The organism is Streptomyces sp. NPDC020379, assembly GCF_044387105.1.
Classification (GTDB): Bacteria; Actinomycetota; Actinomycetes; order Streptomycetales; family Streptomycetaceae; genus Streptomyces.
Window position 1 is genome coordinate 277,665 of record NZ_JBIRVR010000007.1, and the last position, 16,635, is coordinate 294,299.

The 16,635-nt window shown below is 72.8% G+C and carries 16 protein-coding genes; 4 read left to right on the forward strand and 12 right to left on the reverse strand.

Annotated elements, in window-relative coordinates; genetic code table 11:
• Positions 1–32: 32 nt before the first annotated feature.
• Both lysX and ACH427_RS12525 read left to right on the forward strand, forming a co-directional pair.
• Positions 33–3,407, forward strand: a complete 3,375-nt coding sequence (gene lysX / locus ACH427_RS12520) for a bifunctional lysylphosphatidylglycerol synthetase/lysine--tRNA ligase LysX (protein ID WP_398869411.1) — start codon at positions 33–35, stop codon at positions 3,405–3,407.
• A 117-nt stretch (positions 3,408–3,524) separates the two neighbouring features.
• Positions 3,525–4,472, forward strand: a complete 948-nt coding sequence (locus ACH427_RS12525; protein ID WP_398869412.1) for a DMT family transporter — start codon at positions 3,525–3,527, stop codon at positions 4,470–4,472.
• A gap of 3 nt (positions 4,473–4,475) precedes the next feature.
• Here the strand turns inward: ACH427_RS12525 and ACH427_RS12530 are convergent, their stop codons facing one another.
• The 9 genes from ACH427_RS12530 to ACH427_RS12570 form a co-directional block, all read right to left on the reverse strand.
• Positions 4,476–5,153: an ABC transporter ATP-binding protein gene (locus tag ACH427_RS12530; protein WP_398869413.1), complete on the reverse strand. Its 678-nt coding sequence runs from the start codon at positions 5,151–5,153 to the stop codon at positions 4,476–4,478.
• A 1-nt stretch (position 5,154) separates the two neighbouring features.
• Positions 5,155–6,171: an ABC transporter ATP-binding protein gene (locus tag ACH427_RS12535; protein WP_398869466.1), complete on the reverse strand. Its 1,017-nt coding sequence runs from the start codon at positions 6,169–6,171 to the stop codon at positions 5,155–5,157.
• A gap of 92 nt (positions 6,172–6,263) precedes the next feature.
• A complete protein-coding gene (locus ACH427_RS12540; protein ID WP_398869414.1) occupies positions 6,264–7,121 on the reverse strand; it encodes an ABC transporter permease in 858 nt (285 codons plus the stop codon).
• The gene (locus ACH427_RS12545; RefSeq protein ID WP_398869467.1) at positions 7,114–8,070 is read right to left on the reverse strand and encodes an ABC transporter permease; all 957 of its coding nucleotides are present in this window, start codon (positions 8,068–8,070) and stop codon (positions 7,114–7,116) included. The genes ACH427_RS12540 and ACH427_RS12545 overlap by 8 nt, the downstream gene beginning before the upstream one ends.
• 41 nt (positions 8,071–8,111) lie before the next feature.
• Positions 8,112–9,695: an ABC transporter substrate-binding protein gene (locus ACH427_RS12550; protein WP_398869468.1), complete on the reverse strand. Its 1,584-nt coding sequence runs from the start codon at positions 9,693–9,695 to the stop codon at positions 8,112–8,114.
• Positions 9,696–9,804: 109 nt separating this feature from the next.
• The gene (locus ACH427_RS12555; protein WP_398869415.1) at positions 9,805–10,632 is read right to left on the reverse strand and encodes an alpha/beta fold hydrolase; all 828 of its coding nucleotides are present in this window, start codon (positions 10,630–10,632) and stop codon (positions 9,805–9,807) included.
• Entirely contained in the window at positions 10,629–11,216 is a 588-nt protein-coding gene (locus ACH427_RS12560) for a TetR/AcrR family transcriptional regulator (protein ID WP_398869416.1), read from the reverse strand. Before ACH427_RS12560 ends, ACH427_RS12555 begins: the two co-directional genes overlap by 4 nt.
• 80 nt (positions 11,217–11,296) lie before the next feature.
• Positions 11,297–12,025 (reverse strand): tyrosine-protein phosphatase, encoded by a 729-nt coding sequence (locus ACH427_RS12565; RefSeq protein ID WP_398869417.1) that lies wholly within the window; start codon positions 12,023–12,025, stop codon positions 11,297–11,299.
• A 70-nt stretch (positions 12,026–12,095) separates the two neighbouring features.
• Positions 12,096–12,362, reverse strand: coding sequence for a GlsB/YeaQ/YmgE family stress response membrane protein (locus ACH427_RS12570; RefSeq protein WP_398869418.1), 267 nt, complete (start codon positions 12,360–12,362; stop codon positions 12,096–12,098).
• A gap of 158 nt (positions 12,363–12,520) precedes the next feature.
• Between ACH427_RS12570 and ACH427_RS12575 the strand changes: the two genes are divergently transcribed.
• Both ACH427_RS12575 and ACH427_RS12580 read left to right on the forward strand, forming a co-directional pair.
• Positions 12,521–12,751, forward strand: coding sequence for a hypothetical protein (locus ACH427_RS12575; protein ID WP_398869419.1), 231 nt, complete (start codon positions 12,521–12,523; stop codon positions 12,749–12,751).
• A 191-nt stretch (positions 12,752–12,942) separates the two neighbouring features.
• Positions 12,943–13,209: a hypothetical protein gene (locus ACH427_RS12580; protein ID WP_398869420.1), complete on the forward strand. Its 267-nt coding sequence runs from the start codon at positions 12,943–12,945 to the stop codon at positions 13,207–13,209.
• A gap of 29 nt (positions 13,210–13,238) precedes the next feature.
• On the opposite strand, the gene ACH427_RS12585 is transcribed toward ACH427_RS12580, so the two are convergent.
• From ACH427_RS12585 to ACH427_RS12595, 3 genes are read right to left on the reverse strand one after another with little or no spacing between them, the layout of a single operon-like run.
• Positions 13,239–14,369: an acyl-CoA dehydrogenase family protein gene (locus ACH427_RS12585; RefSeq protein WP_398869421.1), complete on the reverse strand. Its 1,131-nt coding sequence runs from the start codon at positions 14,367–14,369 to the stop codon at positions 13,239–13,241.
• Complete coding sequence (locus tag ACH427_RS12590; protein ID WP_398869422.1) at positions 14,366–15,553, reverse strand: acyl-CoA dehydrogenase family protein; 1,188 nt, start codon at positions 15,551–15,553, stop codon at positions 14,366–14,368. Before ACH427_RS12590 ends, ACH427_RS12585 begins: the two co-directional genes overlap by 4 nt.
• Entirely contained in the window at positions 15,550–16,548 is a 999-nt protein-coding gene (locus tag ACH427_RS12595) for an NADPH:quinone oxidoreductase family protein (protein ID WP_398869423.1), read from the reverse strand. The genes ACH427_RS12590 and ACH427_RS12595 overlap by 4 nt, the downstream gene beginning before the upstream one ends.
• Between the last annotated feature and the right edge of the window lie 87 nt (positions 16,549–16,635).

The following is a 16,635-nucleotide window of genomic DNA, read 5'->3' on the forward strand; positions in this document are numbered from 1 at the left end:
CAGGCGGGCCGGGCCTTGCCTAGGCTGACGGAATGAGCCGTACAGCCCCGGACAGCCCACACGCGGCGGCGCCCCCCGCCACGGCGGGAGCCGGAGGCCGGGACAGCAGCGAGGGGCGGGGCTCCGCCTGGCAACGGCTGCTGCACCGGGTGCCCAACGGGTTCGCGGTCTTCTTCGGGCTGCTCGGAGTGTTCTGCGCCATCACCTCGCTGATCGTGCCGCTGCGGCGCGCGGCCCGCCCCCTGACCGACGCCCTGGACACGCTGACCGTGCCCACCGCGCCGAACCTCGCCTACGCCGTCTTCCTGCTGCTGCTCGCCACGGCGATGGCGGCCCGTAAGCGCGTCACCCTCTGGTTCGTCCTCGGCTATCTCTCCCTGCTGCTCATCGCGGACGCGCTGCTGCTGGCGGTGGGTTACTGGGACACGATCCCGTCCCTGGTGCTGTGTGCCGCCGCGATGACGCTGCTGATCCTGGCCCGGCGGGAGTTCTACGCGGCGTCGCGGCGCGGGGCGTTCCTGCGGGCGCTGCTGGTGCTGATCGCGGGGCTGGCCGTGGCCATTCTGGTGGGCTGGGGCCTGGTGGCGGCGTTCCCGGGTTCGCTGGAGCGCGGCGGCGGCAACCGGCTGCTGTTCGTGGCCAACAAGGTGTGCGGCGGCCTGGTCAGCGGCCGGCACTTCACCGGACACCCGCCGCACTGGCTGTATTTCCTGCTCGGGCTGCTCGGCGCGCTGGCGCTGCTCAACGCGGCCATGACGCTCTTCCGTTCACAGCGACTGGAGGCCGCGCTGCACGGCGACGAGGAGCCGCGCATCCGCGCGCTCCTCAGCCGCTACGGCGGCCTGGACTCCCTCGGGTATTTCGCGACCCGCCGCGACAAGGCCGTGGTCTTCTCCCCCAGTGGCAAGTCCGCCGTCACCTACCGGGTGGAGGCGGGCGTCTGTCTGGCCTCGGCGGACCCGCTCGGCGACCCGGAGGCGTGGACCCCGGCGATCGACGCCTGGCTGGAGCTCGCGGGGCGGTACGGCTGGCAGCCGGCTGTGATGGGGGCCAGCGAGGCAGGGGCCAAGGCGTACGCCCGCTCGGGGCTCGGTGCGCTGCAGCTGGGTGACGAGGCGATCCTTCAGGTGGCCGCGTTCGACCTCGACGGCCGGGAGATGCGGGTGACCCGGCAGGCGGTCAACCGCGTGGAGCGGACGGGCGCGACCACGCGGATCCGGCGGCACTCGGCGCTCTCCGACGAGGAGATGGGCGAGGTCATCAAGCGCGCGGACGCGTGGCGGGACACCGAGACCGAGCGGGGTTTCTCCATGGCGCTGGGGCGCCTGGGCGATCCCGCCGACGGTGACTGCCTGCTGGTCGAGGCGTTCGACAGCGAGGGGAAGATGATCGCGCTGCTGTCGTTCGTGCCGTGGGGCCGTGACGGTGTCTCGCTGGACGTGATGCGCCGCGACCGGGCGGCGCCCAACGGGGTCATGGAGTTCATGGTCGCCCAGCTGTGCGCGCAGGCGGGGCGGTTCGGTGTCAAGCACATCTCGTTGAACTTCGCGGTGTTCCGCTCCGCTTTCGAGGAGGGCGCGCGGATCGGCGCGGGGCCGGTGCTGCGGTTGTGGCGGAAGCTGCTGCTGTTTTTCTCCAAGTGGTGGCAGCTGGAGGCGCTCTACCGGTCGAACGTCAAATACAACCCGGAGTGGCATCCGCGGTTCCTCTGCTACGCCGACGCCGGTGCCCTCGCCCGGATCGGGCTGGCCTCCGGCATCGCCGAGGGCTTCGTGGCGGTGCCCAGCCTGGGCAAGCTGTGGGGCCGGGGCCGGGCACGGGGCATCACGAGCCCCGCCTCCACCGCGGGCCTGCCCTCGCTCTCCGAGCTCGGCTTCGCGGGCGGCGAGGGCCCCGGCGGCGAGGAGGGGCAGGACGAGCTCGCGGGCCTGCCCGAGCAGGTGCGGGTCAGGCGGCAGAAGCTGGACCGGCTGCGGGAGGCCGGGGTGGACCCGTATCCGGTCGACGCCCGCCGCACCCACACCCTCGCCGCCGTGCGGGCCGCGCACCCGGGGCTCGCGCCCTCGTCCCGCACGGGCGAGCGGGTGACCGTGGTCGGCCGGGTGCTGCTCGTGCGCAACCACGGCGGCATCGCCTTCGCCGTTCTCCGCGACTGGTCCGGTGATCTTCAACTGGCCTTCACCCGCGACGACTCGGGGGACGACTGCCTGCGCCGCTTCGCCACCCATGTCGATCTCGGCGACCACATCGAGGCCGAGGGCGAGGTGGGCACCACCGACCGCGGTGAGCTGACCGTCTTCGTGACCCGGAGCCGGATGATCGCCAAGTGCCTGCGCCCGCTGCCCGACAAGCGGCGGGGACTGAGCGATCCGGAGGCGCGGGTGCGGATGCGCTATGTGGATCTGGCCGTCTCGCCGGAGGCGCGGCAGACCGTGCGGGCTCGCAGCGCCACCGTGCAGGCGCTGCGCCAGGGGCTGCTCGACCGGGGCTATCTGGAGGTCGAGACGCCGATGCTCCAGCAGGTCCACGGGGGCGCGAACGCCCGGCCCTTCACCACCCACATCAACGCCTACGACCTCGACCTCTATCTGCGGATCGCGCCCGAGCTCTATCTGAAGCGGCTGTGCGTGGGCGGCATGGAGAAGGTCTTCGAGATGGGCCGCACCTTCCGCAACGAGGGTGTCTCGTACAAGCACAATCCCGAATTCACGATGCTGGAGGCGTATCAGGCGTTCGCCGATTACGACGTGATGCTGGACCTGACGCGCGAGCTGATCCAGGGTGCCGCCGTCGCCGCCCACGGCTCGGCGGTCATTCTGCGCGCGGACGGCGACGGGAAGCTCGTCGAGCACGACATCTCGGGTCTGTGGCCGGTGAAGACCGTCCACGGTGCGGTGGCGGAGGCGCTCGGCGAGGAGATCGACGCCGATACGCCCGTGGCGGTGCTGCGGCGGCACTGCGACGCCGCGGGGGTGCCGCACAAGCCTGACGACCGGCGGGGGGACATCCTGCTGGAGATGTACGAGCGGCTGGTGGAGGAGCGGACCGGGCCGCCGGTGTTCTACAAGGACTTTCCCACCGAGGTCTCGCCCCTGACCCGCCCGCACCGCGCCGATCCGCGCCTGGCCGAGCGCTGGGACCTGGTGGCCTTCGGCACCGAGCTGGGGACGGCGTATTCGGAGCTGATCGACCCCGTCGAGCAGCGCCGCAGGCTGACCGCGCAGTCACTGCTGGCCGCGGGCGGCGATCCCGAGGCGATGGAACTGGACGAGGATTTCCTGCGGGCCCTGGAATACGCGATGCCGCCGACGGGCGGGCTGGGGATCGGCGTGGACCGGCTGGTGATGTTCCTGACCGGGCTCTCGATCCGCGAGACCTTGCCCTTCCCGTTGGTCCGCAGGCGCTGAATTCCACACCCACTCAAAGACATTCTTTGAGATTCGAATAGAATTCATTATTTGCCTTATGGGTCGGGCGTTGTTAGTTTGGCAACTCAGTCCCTGACCGAGCTGGTGGTGTTTTCCATGACGACGGCACAGCGTACGGCGACCCCATGGCTTCCGATGGCGGCCACGGCGGCGCTGTGGGGGTCGGCGTTCACCGCGATACGTATCGCCCTGCCGGACTATTCGCCCACCACGATCGCGCTCCTGCGCATGGCCATCACCGTGGTGCTGCTCCTGCCGTGCCTGGCGCTCAAGCGCATCGGCCGCCTGGAGCGCGGGGACGTTCTGCGCATGGCGGCCTTCGGGCTCACCGGGATGACCGCGTACCAAGTGCTGCTGTGCGCGGGCGAGCAGAGCGTGGAAGCGGGCACCGCGGCCATGCTGATCGCCGCTTCCCCGGTCTTCACGACCCTGCTGGGCATGGCCTTCCTCGGCGACCGCCCCGGGCGGCGCGGGCTGGCCGGTCTCGGCCTCGCCCTGTGCGGTGCGCTGCTGGTCGCGGTCACATCGGGCTCCGGAAGCGGTTCCCTCATGGGGGCGCTGATGGTCCTCCTCGCGGCCGCCACCCAGGCCACGTCGTTCGCGCTCCAGAAGCCGCTGCTCAAGAAGTATTCGGGCGCGGAATGCGTCTTCTACGGCAGCCTGTTCGGCCTCGTCCCGCTGCTGGCGACGGCCCCGGACGCCGTCGGCCAGGTCGCGGCCGCCGACACCCACCGCACGCTGGCGGTCCTCTGGCTGGGCCTGGGCTGCACGGCCATGGCCTTCTGGACCTGGTCGCGCACGCTGCGCGCGACGACCGCGTCGACCGCCTCGCTCGTGCTGTACGCCGTGCCCGTCGCCGCGCTCGCCCTGGACGCCGCGTTCCTCGGCAACGTCCCCGCCCTCAGCGCGATGCTCGGCGGCCTGCTGGTCCTCACCGGCGTCGCCGTCGCCTCGGTGCGCCGCACGGCGCCCGCTCCGCGCCCGGCGGCCGGGGCCTCCGGAACGCACGAGCGGGAACTGACCGGCGCGGGCAGCCGGAAGTAGCCGTCAGCCGGCGGTGGGCGCCTCGGCGTCCACCAGTTCCTCCCACCGCACCGTACGGTCGCACCAGCGGCCGAGAAGCGTGCGGTCGTGGCCCACGGCCAGCAGGCCCGCGCCGGTCTCCGCGCGGTACTCCTCGACCACGGCCACCAGCGCGGCGGTCGTGGACGCGTCCAGCATCGCCGTCATCTCGTCGCAGATGAGCCAGCGCGGGCGCAGCACGAGCGCCCTGGCCAGGCAGGCGCGTTGCAACTGCCCGTCGCTGACCTCGTGCGGCCGCCGCAGCAGCAGGTCGGCGGAGAGGCCGACGCGCCCGGCGAGTTCGGCCGTCCTGCCGCCGGCCTCGGCGCGGCGCCCGGTGGCCCGCAGCGGTTCCGCGATCAGGTCGGCGAGCCGCAGCCGCGGGTCCGCCGAGAGGCGCGGCTGCTGGAAGACGACGCCGAAGGCGGTGCGCTGCTCGCGCGGGGCCCGGTGGCGCCAGCCGTGGGCGGGGGTGCCGTCGATGACGACCCTGCCGGAGTAGGGCCGGTGCAGCAGCGCGGCGACCCTGGCGAGGGTGGACTTGCCGCAGCCGCTGGGGCCGAGCAGTCCGACGGCCTCCCCCGCCGCGACGGTCAGCGAGACGTCCCGCACGACGGGGGCCCGTCGCTCGTAGCCCGCGGTGATCCGGCTCAGTTCAAGCACGTCAGCTCTCCTCCGGGTGGTGACAGGCGACGCCGTCGACGAGAGGCGGAACCGTTCCGCAGGCGTCCGTCGCCTTGACGCAGCGGGCGGCGAAGGCACAGCCGGGCGGCAGGTCGCCGAGTTCGGGCGGCATGCCGGGGATCGGGGTGAAGGCGCGCTCGGGCAGGGCGTCGAGCAGCCCGCGGGCATACGGGTGGCGGGGTCCTCCGGCGCCGAAGAACGTGGTGGCGCCGGTGATTTCGACGATGCGGCCCGCGTACATCACGGCGACGCGGTCGGCGATGCGCTCCGCCGCCGCGAGGTCGTGGGTGATCATCAGCAGGGCGTGCCCGGAGTCGGCGTGCCGGCGCAGTTCATCGGCCGTACGGTCCACGAGGTCGCGGTCGAGGCCGGTGGTCGGCTCGTCGGCGAGGAGCAGCGGGGCGTTTCCGACCAGGGCGAGGGCGGTGGCCGCGCGCTGGGCGAGGCCGCCGGAGAGCTCGTGGGGGTGGCGGTCGAGGTGGTCGGCGGGGAAGGCGGCGCGCGCGGCGGCGGCTTCACCGGCTTCCCGGAGGCCGTCCTTCCGGAGGGCGGTCGTTCCGGGGCCGGCTGCCGGAAGACCGTCCTCCGGGCGGGCGGCCCGGTGGAGAGCGTCCTTCCGGCGCCCGGTCTTCCGGATCCCGGTCAGCTCGCGCAGTGTCTCGTGGAGGTGCGAGCGCACGGTGCGTACGGGCGTGAGGTGCGCGGCCGGGCTCTGCGGCACGAGGCCGACGCGCCGGCCGCGTACGGTGCGGGCCAGCGTGCGCTCGTCGGCGGTGAGGAGGTCGAGCCCGCCGTCGGCCCCACCGGCGTCGCCGCCCCCGGCCCCCGCGAGCAGCGCCTGCCCCACCGTCCGGGCGTTGGCCGGCAGCAGTCCCAGCAGCGCGGAGGCAAGAACGGACTTGCCGCATCCGCTCTCGCCGATCAGCGCGAGGCACTCCCCCGGCCGCACGTCGAAGGTGGCGTCGGTGACGGCGGCGACGTCCCGGCCGGCGCGCATCCGGAAACGGACGGACAGGCCGCGTACGGACAGGACGGGCTCGCCCGCGTCCCGGCCGCCGGGCGTCGCGGCCTCTTCGGGGGCACTCGTGGTCACAGCGTCAGCTCCGATCGGCGGCGCGGGTTGAGCCGGTCCCGCCACGCGGCCGCGAGGCCCGCGATGGCCAGGGTGGGGACGATGATGCACAGGCCGGGGAAGAGGGTCGGCCACCAGTCACCGGCGAGCAGCGAACCCCGTGCGGCCTGGACCATGTTGCCGAGGCTCGCCTGGTGGGTGGGCAGCCCGAGGCCCAGGAAGGACAGCGCGGACTCGTGCCAGATCGCGTGCGGGACCATCAGCACCGCCGCGAGCCCGGCCTGCGGCAGCACGCCCGGCAGGAGGTGCCGCACGGTGACGCGCCACCGGGACGAGCCGCCTGCTACGGCCGCGTCGATGTACGGGCGGGAGCGCAGCGACAGCACCTCGGCCCGGACGATCCGGGCGGTCGACAGCCAGTGGGTGCAGGCGACCGAGACGATCACCGGCCAGACGCCCGGCCGGAACATCGCCACGATGAAGATGCCGAGCAGCAGATGCGGCACCGAGGAGCACAGGTCGACGACCCGCATCACGACGCGGTCCGCCCAGCCGCCGAGCGCGCCCGCCAGCGCGCCGACCGCCGTGCCGACGACCGTCGCCGTGAAGGCCGCGACCACGCCGACGAGGAGGGAGACACGCAGCCCGTAGACGCAGCGCAGCAGCAGGTCACGGCCGACCTCGTCGGTGCCGAAGGGGTGGGCCCAGGACGGCGGGCGGAGTTTCGCGCCGAGGTCGACGGCCTGCTCGTCCAGGGGGACCAGCGCGGGCACCAGCAGCGCGACGAGGACGACGGCCGCGACGAGCACGCCGGAGACGCTCGGGCGCGGCACGCGCAGGGCCCGCCGGGCCGTGCCGCCGAGGGTGTCAGCCATCGAATCCCACCCTCGGGTCGGCCAGTCCGTACAGCAGGTCGGACAGCAGGTTGCCCGCCAGGACCGCGGCCGTGGCGAGCACGGTCAGGGCCGCGAGCAGCGGGAAGTCGACCTTGGTGGCCGCCTCCACGGTCGCGGACGCGATGCCGGGCCAGCTGAAGACCGTCTCCACCAGGAGCGCGCCGGTGATGAGTTCGGGGACACGCGAACCGATGAGCGTGAGGACGGGCAGCAGCCCGGAGCGCAGGGCGTGGTGGACGAGGACGGTCCGTTCGCGCAGGCCGCGCGCGCGTGCGCCGCGCACGGGGTCCTCCTCCAGCGCGTCGCCGACGCCCTGACGCACGTACAGCACGAACCACGGCAGCTGGGAGACGGCGAGCACCACCGCGGGCAGGACGACATGGGAGACGACCTGGCCGGGGGTGGCCGCGTCGCTGCCCGTGTCGGTGAGCCCGCCGGACGGCAGGGCGTCGAGCTTGAGGGCGAAGAACCAGATGGCGAGCAGCCCGAGCCAGAAGGGCGGCGCCGCTTCGAGCGCGTACGCCACGGAGGTCACGGCCCGGTCGAACAGGCCGCCCCGGCGCCGTGCCGCGAGGACGCCCAGCGCGGTGCCGGCGGTGACCGCCAGCGCGAACGCGACGGCGCACAGGAGCATGGACCAGCCGATGCGCTCGCCGATGACCTGGGCGACGGGCTGGCGCAGGGAGGTGGAGTCGCCGAGGTCGCCGGTGACGGCGGCGGTGATCCAGTCCCACCAGCGGACGGCGAACGGCCGGTCGGCGCCGAGGTTCTCGCGCAGCTGGTCGAGGACCCCCTGGCCCGCGCTCAGCCCGGCGGAGCCCGCGTACGCCTGGGCCGGGTCGAAGGGCGAGGCCGCGGCGATGGCGAAGACGCCGAAGGTGACGGCGGCGAGCACGGGGACGGCGGCCAGCAGCCGCCGTCCGGCCATGCGCGCCATCGGCCCCCAGGGGAGCCGGACGGCGGCGCGGGTCACTTCTTCGGCTGCCAGGACTCGACGTTCCACCACGGTCCGGCGCCCAGGCCGTGGTCGTGGGGCTCGACCTGGGTGGTGATGTCCTGCCACTCGTCGTTCATGACGTAGAGGTGGTCGACGTGAGTGAGGAAGGTGTAGCCGGGGTTGTCGGCGAGCCCACGCTGGACCTTCTCGTACGCGGCCTTGCGGGCCGCCTTGTCGCCGCTGCGGCGCCCTTCCTCCAGGGCCTTGTCGACCTCGGGGTCCGCGTAGGCGGCCATGTTGTTGAAGCCGTCGAGGGCGAGCGAGGAGTGGAGCAGGTTGTAGAGGTCGAAGTCGGGGTCGGCGGGGTTGCCGCCGCCGGCCAGGACCGCGTCGTTCTTCATCCGCGGTTCGATGACCTCCCAGGTGCCGCTCTGCACCTCGACCTTGAGGCCGGCCTTCTTGGCGTCGGAGGCGAAGGCCAGGGCGTGGTCCTGGCGGAGCTTGTCACCGGCGGGGAACCAGAGCGTGAACTCCGCGCGCTGTCCGTCCTTCTCGCGGATGCCGCCGTCGCCGGTCTTCCAGCCGGCGTCGTCGAGGAGCTTCTTCGCCTTGTCGAGGTCGTACGGGCGCTCGGTGCCCTTGGCGAACCACTCGCTGTCGGTGGGGACCGGGCCGTAGCCCGCCTTGCCCGCGCCTTCGAGGAGCTTGTCGACCATGGCCTTGCGGTCGACGGCGAGGTCGAGGGCGCGGCGGACGGCGATGTCACCGGTCACCTTGTTCGCCGTGGGCAGCGTGACGCCGCGGAAGTCGGTGGTCCGGGCGGTGACGGACAGCTTGGACTTGTCGCCCTTGAAGCTCTTGGCGAGGTTCGGCGGCAGGATGGCGCCGTCGAGGTCGCCGTTGCGCAGGCGGGTGGCGCGGATGTCGTCGTCCTTGACGATCGCCATGGTGAGCTTCTTGATCTTCGGCTCGCCGCCCCAGTAGTCGGGGTTGGCCTTGAAGCTGAGCTTCTCGCCCTTGCTCCAGCCGGTGAGGACGTACGGGCCGGTGCCGATCGGCGCCGTGTTGAACGAACCGGTGTTGACGTCCTGCCCCTTGGCCGCGTGCTCGGGGGCGATGGGCAGCACGGTGCGCTCGGCGAACGGCGCGTACGGGTACTTGAGCTTGAAGACGACGGTGTCGTCGCCCTCCGCGCGCACCCCGTCGATGGCGTCGAGCTCGCCCTTGGCGGCGTTGTTGGTCTTCTCGTCGAGGATGGTCCGGTAGGTGAAGACCACGTCCTTCGCGGTGAACGGCTCGCCGTCGCTGAACTTCACGCCGTGCCGGAGCTTGTACGTGTACGTCTTCCCGTCGTCGGCCATCGCGGGCAGCTCGGCGGCGAGGGCGGGCCGGAGCTTCATGTCCGCGTCGCGGCGCAGCAGCCCGTCGAAGATCTTGGAGTTGCCGTCCTTGCCGTAGCCGAGCAGCGGGCTGAGCGTCTCGGGCTCATTGGCGAGCCCGACGACGAGCGACTCCTTGTCCTTCCCCCCACCGGGCGTCGAACACGCCGCGGCACCTGCCGCAAGAACCCCTGCCATGGCCGCGGCGGCCACTCCCCGTACGGACCGGGCCGTCATGCCCCACACCCTCTTACTCATGTTTTTCTGCTATTGCGAACCAGTTGCAATTAAACAGTATGTAAAGGAGGGGTCATGGGGGTGGGGGTCCGGGCTCAGCCGCCGGGTCTCACGCCAGCACCGTCAGCAATTGCTTCGCGAAGTCCTCCGGGTGTTCCGTGCAGCCCAGGTGGCCGCCCTTGAATTCCACGAGGGTGGTGCCGAGCAGGTCGGACAGGCGGGCGGCCGGGCCGTAGAGGGGGGTCTGGGCGCGGGAGTCGCGGCCGGCGGCCAGGGTCAGGCGGTTCGAGGCGCGGTGGAGGGCGGCGATGTCCGGGGCCGTTCCCGAGAACGGGCACAGCATGTGCTTCAGGAAGACGGGGAAGTTGGCGTGCATCCGCGGGAGCATCTCCTGGATCTCGGGCGGCAGTTCCGTCGCCTCCTCCGCGGAGCGGTCGTCCCCCAGGCCCTCGCTGAAGCGGGCCATCGCGGCACCGAGGCCCTTCTCGCAGAAGAGTTCGCGCACCTCGGCGAAGAGCGCGCGGTACGGCGCGGGGTCCTCGAGGACCTCCAGGAGCGGCGGCTCGTGGGCGACCACGCGGCGCAGCCGCTCGGGGTTCCGGGCCAGGAGGTCGAGCGCGACGATGGCGCCCGAGCTGTTGCCCAGGACGTACGCCTCCCGGTCCGGGGAGAGCAGGTCGAGGAGCCGGCGCGCGTCGTCGCTCCAGACCTCCACCCGCTGGTCGGCGAGGGGACCGTCGAGGGGGCTGCGGGACAGGCCGCGCGGGTCGTAGGAGACCACGGTGCAGTGGGCGGCGAGGCGCGTCGCGATTCCCTCGTACATCCCGGCGTCACCGGCGCCGCCGGGGATCAGCAGCAGGACCGGGCCGCTGCCGCGCGTCTCGTAGTGCAGGGTGGCGCCGGGCACCGCGAGGGTGCCGGCCGTGGGCTTGGTCATCGTTCGCTCCCAGCGTGTCGGGACGGCCAGTTCTCCAGGAGGACGTGCAGGGCGTCGAGTGAGCGCGACCACGATGCGCGCACGTCGCGGGAGTGGCCGAAGCCACCGCCGAGTTCCAGGTGGATATAGCCGTGGAAGGTGCTGCGCAGGAGGCGGCCCGCGTCGGTCAGGTCGGGCTCGGTGAGGCCGTAGGCGCGCAGCATGCCGTAGGTCAGCTCGACGCTGCGGCGCAGGCCGACGGAGTCGGCGACCTCTTCGGGGTCGAGGCGCATCTGGGTCGCCGCGTAGCGGCCCGGGTGTTCGAGGGCGTAGTCGCGGTAGGCGTCGGCGAAGGCGACGAGCGCGTCCTTGCCGGCCCGGCCCGCCACGGCCGCCGCGATGCGGCCGGTCATCTCCTCCGAGGCCCGCAGCGCGACCCGCACCCGGAGGTCCCGCACGTTCTTGACGTGCGAGTACAGGCTCGCGTCCTTCACCCCGAAGCGCCGGGCGAGGGCGGAGAGCGTGACCTTGTCGATCCCGCTCTCGTCCGCGAGCTCCCCGGCCGCCTCCGTCAGCTTGGCCACGGTCAGTCCTGCGCGCACCATGCTGCCGCCTCCTGCACGTTCCTAGTGTGTACAGGCAAAAACCTAACACACCTAGGTTTGGTGGCCGGAGGCCGACACGGTCAGGAGCTCAGCAGCCGGCCGCGCAGCGCGGCCACCAGGTCGTCGTCGACGCCGAGCCGCTCCGCGGCATAGCCGCGCACCGATCCGTAACGGGCACCCAGATCGGCCAGGAAGAGGCGCATGACCTCCGCGGGGGCGCGTCCGTAGGCGGGCCAGGTGAGCGTGAGACGGGGGTAACTGGCGTGCCATTCGGCCACCAGGCGCTCGGTGGCGAGGCCGGTCAGGGTGAAGTCGGCGACGATGTCGTCCTCGTGCACTCCGAGCAGGGCGAGGACGAGCATGGCCAGCAGGCCGGTGCGGTCCTTGCCGGAGTGGCAGTGGAACACCAGCGGGGCGGTGTCGTCGGCTATGACCTCCAGCGCGCGCCGGATCTCCTTGACGCCGTCGTGGGCGACCTCGGCGTACTTGCCGGCGAGGAAGCGCGCGGGCTCGACGTCCGGGGCCAGGCCCGCCTGGTCGTACGGCCGGTGCTCGATGCTCAGGTTGTGGTAGGCCAGCCCCTCGTGGCACGGGACGCGTCCGCCGCGCTCGACCTCCCAGGGGTACCGCAGATCGATCACGGTGCGGACCCCCAGGGCGAGGAAGCGGTCCCAGTCATCGCCCCGCAGCTTGCCCAGCGAGTCGGAGCGGAACAGCCGGCCCCAGCCGACGGTGCGGCCGTCGGCGGCCCGGTAGCCGCCCAGATCCCGGAAGTTGTGCAGACGCTCGAACGCGATATGTCTCTTCACTCAGGTCACACTAGCCACACCGGCCCTGGGCCGGTCCGGGAACTGGCGGCCCGGTCATGCCAGTTGCGCATCAGTCACGTGAGTTGCCGAAGAAGATGCGGTATCCGATCAGCAGGACGAGCGAGCCGGCGATCGCGGAGCCCCAGGTGGCGGCGTCGAAGAAGTGGTTGCTGATCGGCTTGTGCAGGAACTTGGCCGACATCCAGCCGCCGATGAACGCTCCGGCGATGCCGATGAGGGTGGTGCCGATCAGCCCGCCGGGGTCGCGTCCCGGCAGCAGGATCTTCGCGATCGCTCCGGCCAGCAGCCCCAGGATGATCCAGCCGATGATGCCCATGGTGTCGTCTCTGCCTTTCCAGCGGTTGATCTGTGGTGCGCTGCCCGCACAGGAGTCCGGACACTGTGAGCGACGCGTGGCAGTGGGGCGGCGGTTTCACCTCTGACCTCACCGACTCGCTGGTATTGCCCAGTTGCGCAACCTCTAAAGTGTCATTCATGACACACGATGGCGTGGCGGAGTGGGAGACGGCCGTGCTCGAGGGCGGGCCGGCGGACGGGGCGCTGATCCGGCTGGCCAACCGGCCGGGAGTGGTGCAGGTCACCCACCCCTGTGCGGTGGAGGACTCCACGAGCGGGATGCGCGTCGAGGCGCTGTACGTATACCGGCGCGATCCGCGCGTGAAGGAAGCGCCCCTGCGGTACGGCTTCGACCCCGCGAGCCCTTAGGTCCACCGGGCCACCGTCACGGGACGCCCGTCGGCGCGTCCCCGCACTCCCCTCGGCGGAGCCGACACCACATCGGAACGACAGAGCCGGCCCTATCGGGGACGGTCACCGGATCGCGCACGGAAGGAGCCCAGTTGCCGCAGGGCAGGACACCATCGACCGGCAGTAGCAACCTGCGTATCGGAGCGGCGGTGGCCGAGATCGAGGGCCTCTACGCCGCGTTGCACGCCACCGCGAACGAGCGTCGCCGGGAACGCCTCCTGAGCGAACTCGCCCAGGCCGGACGGCGCCTCACCGATCTCACGCTCTTACCGCAGAGGGAGCGTGGGGGCGTCCAGCCGCGTTCGCGCTGGCAGCGGCGGCGGTTCCTGGCGGCCCGCGGGGCCGCCAGGATCATCGCGTTCACCACGTCGGACAGCCGCGCGGACAAGCCGGCGCCCCTCGGGAACAGCCACTGACCCGGGCCGGCCCCGTTGCCTGATCCGCCTCAGGCGACGGGGCCGGGCACGTCCGCCAGCCGCGCCAGGGACTGGCGGTGCCGGGCGGGCGTGCCCAGGGCGGTCACGCCGGTCCTGGCACGTTTGAGGTAGAGGTGCGCCGGGTGTTCCCAGGTCATGCCGAGGCCGCCGTGCAGCTGGACGCACTCCTCCGCGGCGCGGACCGCGGCCTCGGCGCAGCGGGACTGGGCCACGGCGACGGCGATCGCGGTGTCGGGGGCCTCGGTCGCGAGCGCGTCGGCGGCGTTGCGGGCGGTGGCGCGGGCCGAGGCGATGTCCAGCCAGAGGGCCGCGAGCCGGTGCTTGAGGGCCTGGAAGGATCCGATGGGGCGGCCGAACTGCCGTCGCTCGGAGACATGGCGCACGGTTTCGGCCAGGCACCACTCGGCGACGCCCAGCTGTTCGGAGGCGAGCAGTCCGGCGCCGGTGAGCAGCGCGGCGTCCAGGGCGGCGGCGGCCCGGTCATGCCCGGCGAGCAGCGTGGCCGGGGCTCCGGAGAAGGTGATCCGGGCGATCGGCCGGGTGAGGTCGAGCGCGGTGAGCGGCGTGACCGTGACGCCTTCCGCGGTGGGGTCCACGCTGTGGAGGCCGGCGTCCGTGGGCACGATGAGGATCCCGGCCCCGGCGGCACCGGCGACGGAGTTCACCGTGCCGGTGAGCAACGCCCGCCCGGCGCCGGTGGCTTCGGCGCTTACGGACGGTGGTACGGACGCGCCCGGGGCGGTCGGCAGGGGCACCGCGAGCGCGCCCACCTGACGGCCTTCGGCGAGGGCGGCGAGCGGGGCGGCGACCTCGGGGCGGCCGGTGTCGCAGCCGAGCAGGGCGCGTACGGCCAGGACGGCGCTGGTCAGGAAAGGGACGTCGGCGACGGTGCGGCCCAGCTCCTCCAGGACGACGGCGGCCTCACGGGCGGTTCCGCCCTGGCCGCCGGACTTCTCGGGCACGAGCAGCCCGGCCGTGCCCATGCCCGCGGCGAGGGCCTGCCAGAGGCCGGCGTCGTACGGGTGGCCGTCCTCGGCGCGGGCGAGGACGGACGCGGGGGCGCCGTGGGCGGTGAGCAGGGAGCGGACGGCGGCGCGCAGATCCTCCTCGGCCTCGGAGTAGAGCAGGTCCGGCGTCATCGGGGCAGGTCCTTCCACGGGAGGTCCTTGTCGTTGCGGGGCTCGGGCGGCAGGCCGAGGACGCGCTCGGCGACGATGTTGAGCAGGATCTCCGAGGTGCCGCCCTCGATGGAGTTGCCCTTGGCGCGCAGATAGCGGTAGGCGGCGTCGCGGCCGGTGAAGTCGACGAGTTCGGGCCGGACCATGGTCCAGTCCTCATAGGTCAGCCCGTCCTCGGCGAGGAGTTCGAGCTCCAGGGCGCTGAGTTCCTGGTTGAGCCGGGCGAAGGCGAGCTTCATGCCCGAGCCCTCGGGTCCGGGGCGGCCGCGCCTCAGCTGCTGGCGGAGCCGTTCGCCGGTGAGGCGGGCCGCCTCGGCGTCCACCCACAGGCTCAGCAGGCGCTGGTGGAGGTCGTGGGTGCGCAGCTCCGGGCGTTCGCGCCAGGTCCGGGCCACGACGCCGATCATGCCGCCTTCGCGGGGTACGCGCGTCCCGCCGATGGCCACCCGTTCGTTCATGAGGGTGGTCTGCGCGACCCGCCAGCCGTCGCCGGTCTCGCCGAGGCGGTGCGCGTCGGGGATCCGTACGCCCGTGAGGAAGACCTCGTTGAACTCCGCCTCGCCCGTGATCTGGCGCAGGGGCCGCACCTCGACGCCCGGGTCGGTCATGTCGCAGACGAAGTAGGTGATGCCCTGGTGTTTGGGCACGTCGGGGTCCGTACGGGCGATGAGGATCGCCCAGCGGGCGAGGTGGGCGCTGGAGGTCCACACCTTCTGGCCGTCGACGGTCCAGCTGTCGCCGTCGCGCACGGCCCGGGTGGCGAGCCCGGCGAGGTCGGAGCCGGCGCCCGGTTCGCTGAACAGCTGGCACCACACCTCCTCGCCGGTCCACAGGGGCCGCAGGAAGCGCCGCTTCTGCTCGTCCGTGCCGTACTGGAGGATCGTGGGGGCGGCCATGCCGAGGCCGATGCCGATGCGGCGGGGGTCGTTGTCCGGGGCACCGGCGGCGTCGAGTGCGGCGTCGACGACCGGTTGGAGGGAGCGGGGCGCGCCGAGGCCGCCGAGCCCTTCGGGGAAGTGGATCCAGGCGAGCCCGGCGTCGAAGCGGGCCCGCAGGAAGTCGAGGGGCGCCGTGGTGGCCGGGTCGTGCGCGGCGAGGAGGGCGGCGACGCGGTCGCGCAACTCCCCGGCGTCCGGGGAGCTCATCGCGGGCCCTCCTGGGCGGGGAGGACGACGAGACGGCCGGTGGTCGTGCCGTCGGCGACGCGCTGGACGGCGTCGGCCGCCGCGGTGAGCGGCAGGCGCTCGCTGACGAGGGGGCGGATCGCGCCCTGTGCGGCGAGTTTCGTCAGCTCGTCGTGGCAGGCGCGGACGGTGGCCGGGTCCTTGGTGTTGTAGAGGCCCCAGTGCAGGCCGAGGATGGTGTAGTTCTTCACCAGGGCGTGGTTGAGGGCCGCGCTGGGGATCTTCCCGCTCGCGAAGCCGACGATCACGATGCGGCCCTCGAAGGCGATGCACTTGGTCGACTGGGTGTAGGCGTCGCCGCCGACCGGGTCGTAGACGACGTCCGCGCCGTGGCCGCCGGTGGCCTCCTTGACGGCCGCGATCACGTCCTCGGCGCGGCGGTCGATCACCACGTCGCAGCCGTTCTCACGGGCCTCGCGGGCCTTGCCGGAGCCGCCGACGACGCCGATGACCGTGGCCCCGGCGGCCTTTCCGAGCTGTACGGCCGCGCTGCCGACGCCGCCCGCGGCGGCGTGGACGAGCAGGGTCTCGCCGGGCTGGATGCGGGCCCTGCGGTGCAGGCCGAACCAGCCGGTCTGGTAGCCGACGTGCAGGGCGGCGGCCTCGGCGTCGTCCAGGGAACCGGGGGCGGGCAGCAGGGTCCGGGCGTCCACGACGGCGCGCTCGGCGAAACCACCCGCGGGGAGGGCGGGTTGCGCGAGGACGCGCGCCCCCACCGTGCCTTCCGCGCCCTCTCCGAGGGCGAGGATCTCCGCGCAGGTCTCCACTCCGGGGGTGAACGGCAGGGGCGGGCGGACCTGGTACTGACCGCGGCACAGCAGCGCGTCGGGGAAGTTGACGTTGGCGGCGAGGACGCGGATGAGGGCCTCGCCCGGTCCGGGCCGGGGGTCCGCCACGTCCTCGAGACGCATGACGTCCCGGGGTTCGCCGTTGCTGTGCACTCGCCATGCCTTCACTGGGTCCTCCGGGGTGGTGGGGTGGCGTGCGATTCGCATACTAAGCGGTTGGTAAGGGCCGGGGGTAGGGGGTGGCCGGGCGGGGTG

What these genes read in the sequence shown, in the direction of transcription:
- ACH427_RS12545 (WP_398869467.1), bottom strand. Translation starts at nt 8,070, where the DNA reads ATGGCCGGACGGCGGCTGCTGGCCGCCGTCCCCGTGCTCGCCGCCGTC.
- ACH427_RS12560 (WP_398869416.1), bottom strand. Translation starts at nt 11,216, where the DNA reads ATGGTGCGCGCAGGACTGACCGTGGCCAAGCTGACGGAGGCGGCCGGG.
- lysX (WP_398869411.1), top strand. Translation starts at nt 33, where the DNA reads ATGAGCCGTACAGCCCCGGACAGCCCACACGCGGCGGCGCCCCCCGCC.
- ACH427_RS12555 (WP_398869415.1), bottom strand. Translation starts at nt 10,632, where the DNA reads ATGACCAAGCCCACGGCCGGCACCCTCGCGGTGCCCGGCGCCACCCTG.
- ACH427_RS12570 (WP_398869418.1), bottom strand. Translation starts at nt 12,362, where the DNA reads ATGGGCATCATCGGCTGGATCATCCTGGGGCTGCTGGCCGGAGCGATC.
- ACH427_RS12585 (WP_398869421.1), bottom strand. Translation starts at nt 14,369, where the DNA reads ATGACGCCGGACCTGCTCTACTCCGAGGCCGAGGAGGATCTGCGCGCC.
- ACH427_RS12590 (WP_398869422.1), bottom strand. Translation starts at nt 15,553, where the DNA reads ATGAGCTCCCCGGACGCCGGGGAGTTGCGCGACCGCGTCGCCGCCCTC.
- ACH427_RS12550 (WP_398869468.1), bottom strand. Translation starts at nt 9,695, where the DNA reads ATGACGGCCCGGTCCGTACGGGGAGTGGCCGCCGCGGCCATGGCAGGG.
- ACH427_RS12540 (WP_398869414.1), bottom strand. Translation starts at nt 7,121, where the DNA reads ATGGCTGACACCCTCGGCGGCACGGCCCGGCGGGCCCTGCGCGTGCCG.
- ACH427_RS12575 (WP_398869419.1), top strand. Translation starts at nt 12,521, where the DNA reads ATGACACACGATGGCGTGGCGGAGTGGGAGACGGCCGTGCTCGAGGGC.
- ACH427_RS12525 (WP_398869412.1), top strand. Translation starts at nt 3,525, where the DNA reads ATGACGACGGCACAGCGTACGGCGACCCCATGGCTTCCGATGGCGGCC.
- ACH427_RS12535 (WP_398869466.1), bottom strand. Translation starts at nt 6,171, where the DNA reads ATGCGCGCCGGCCGGGACGTCGCCGCCGTCACCGACGCCACCTTCGAC.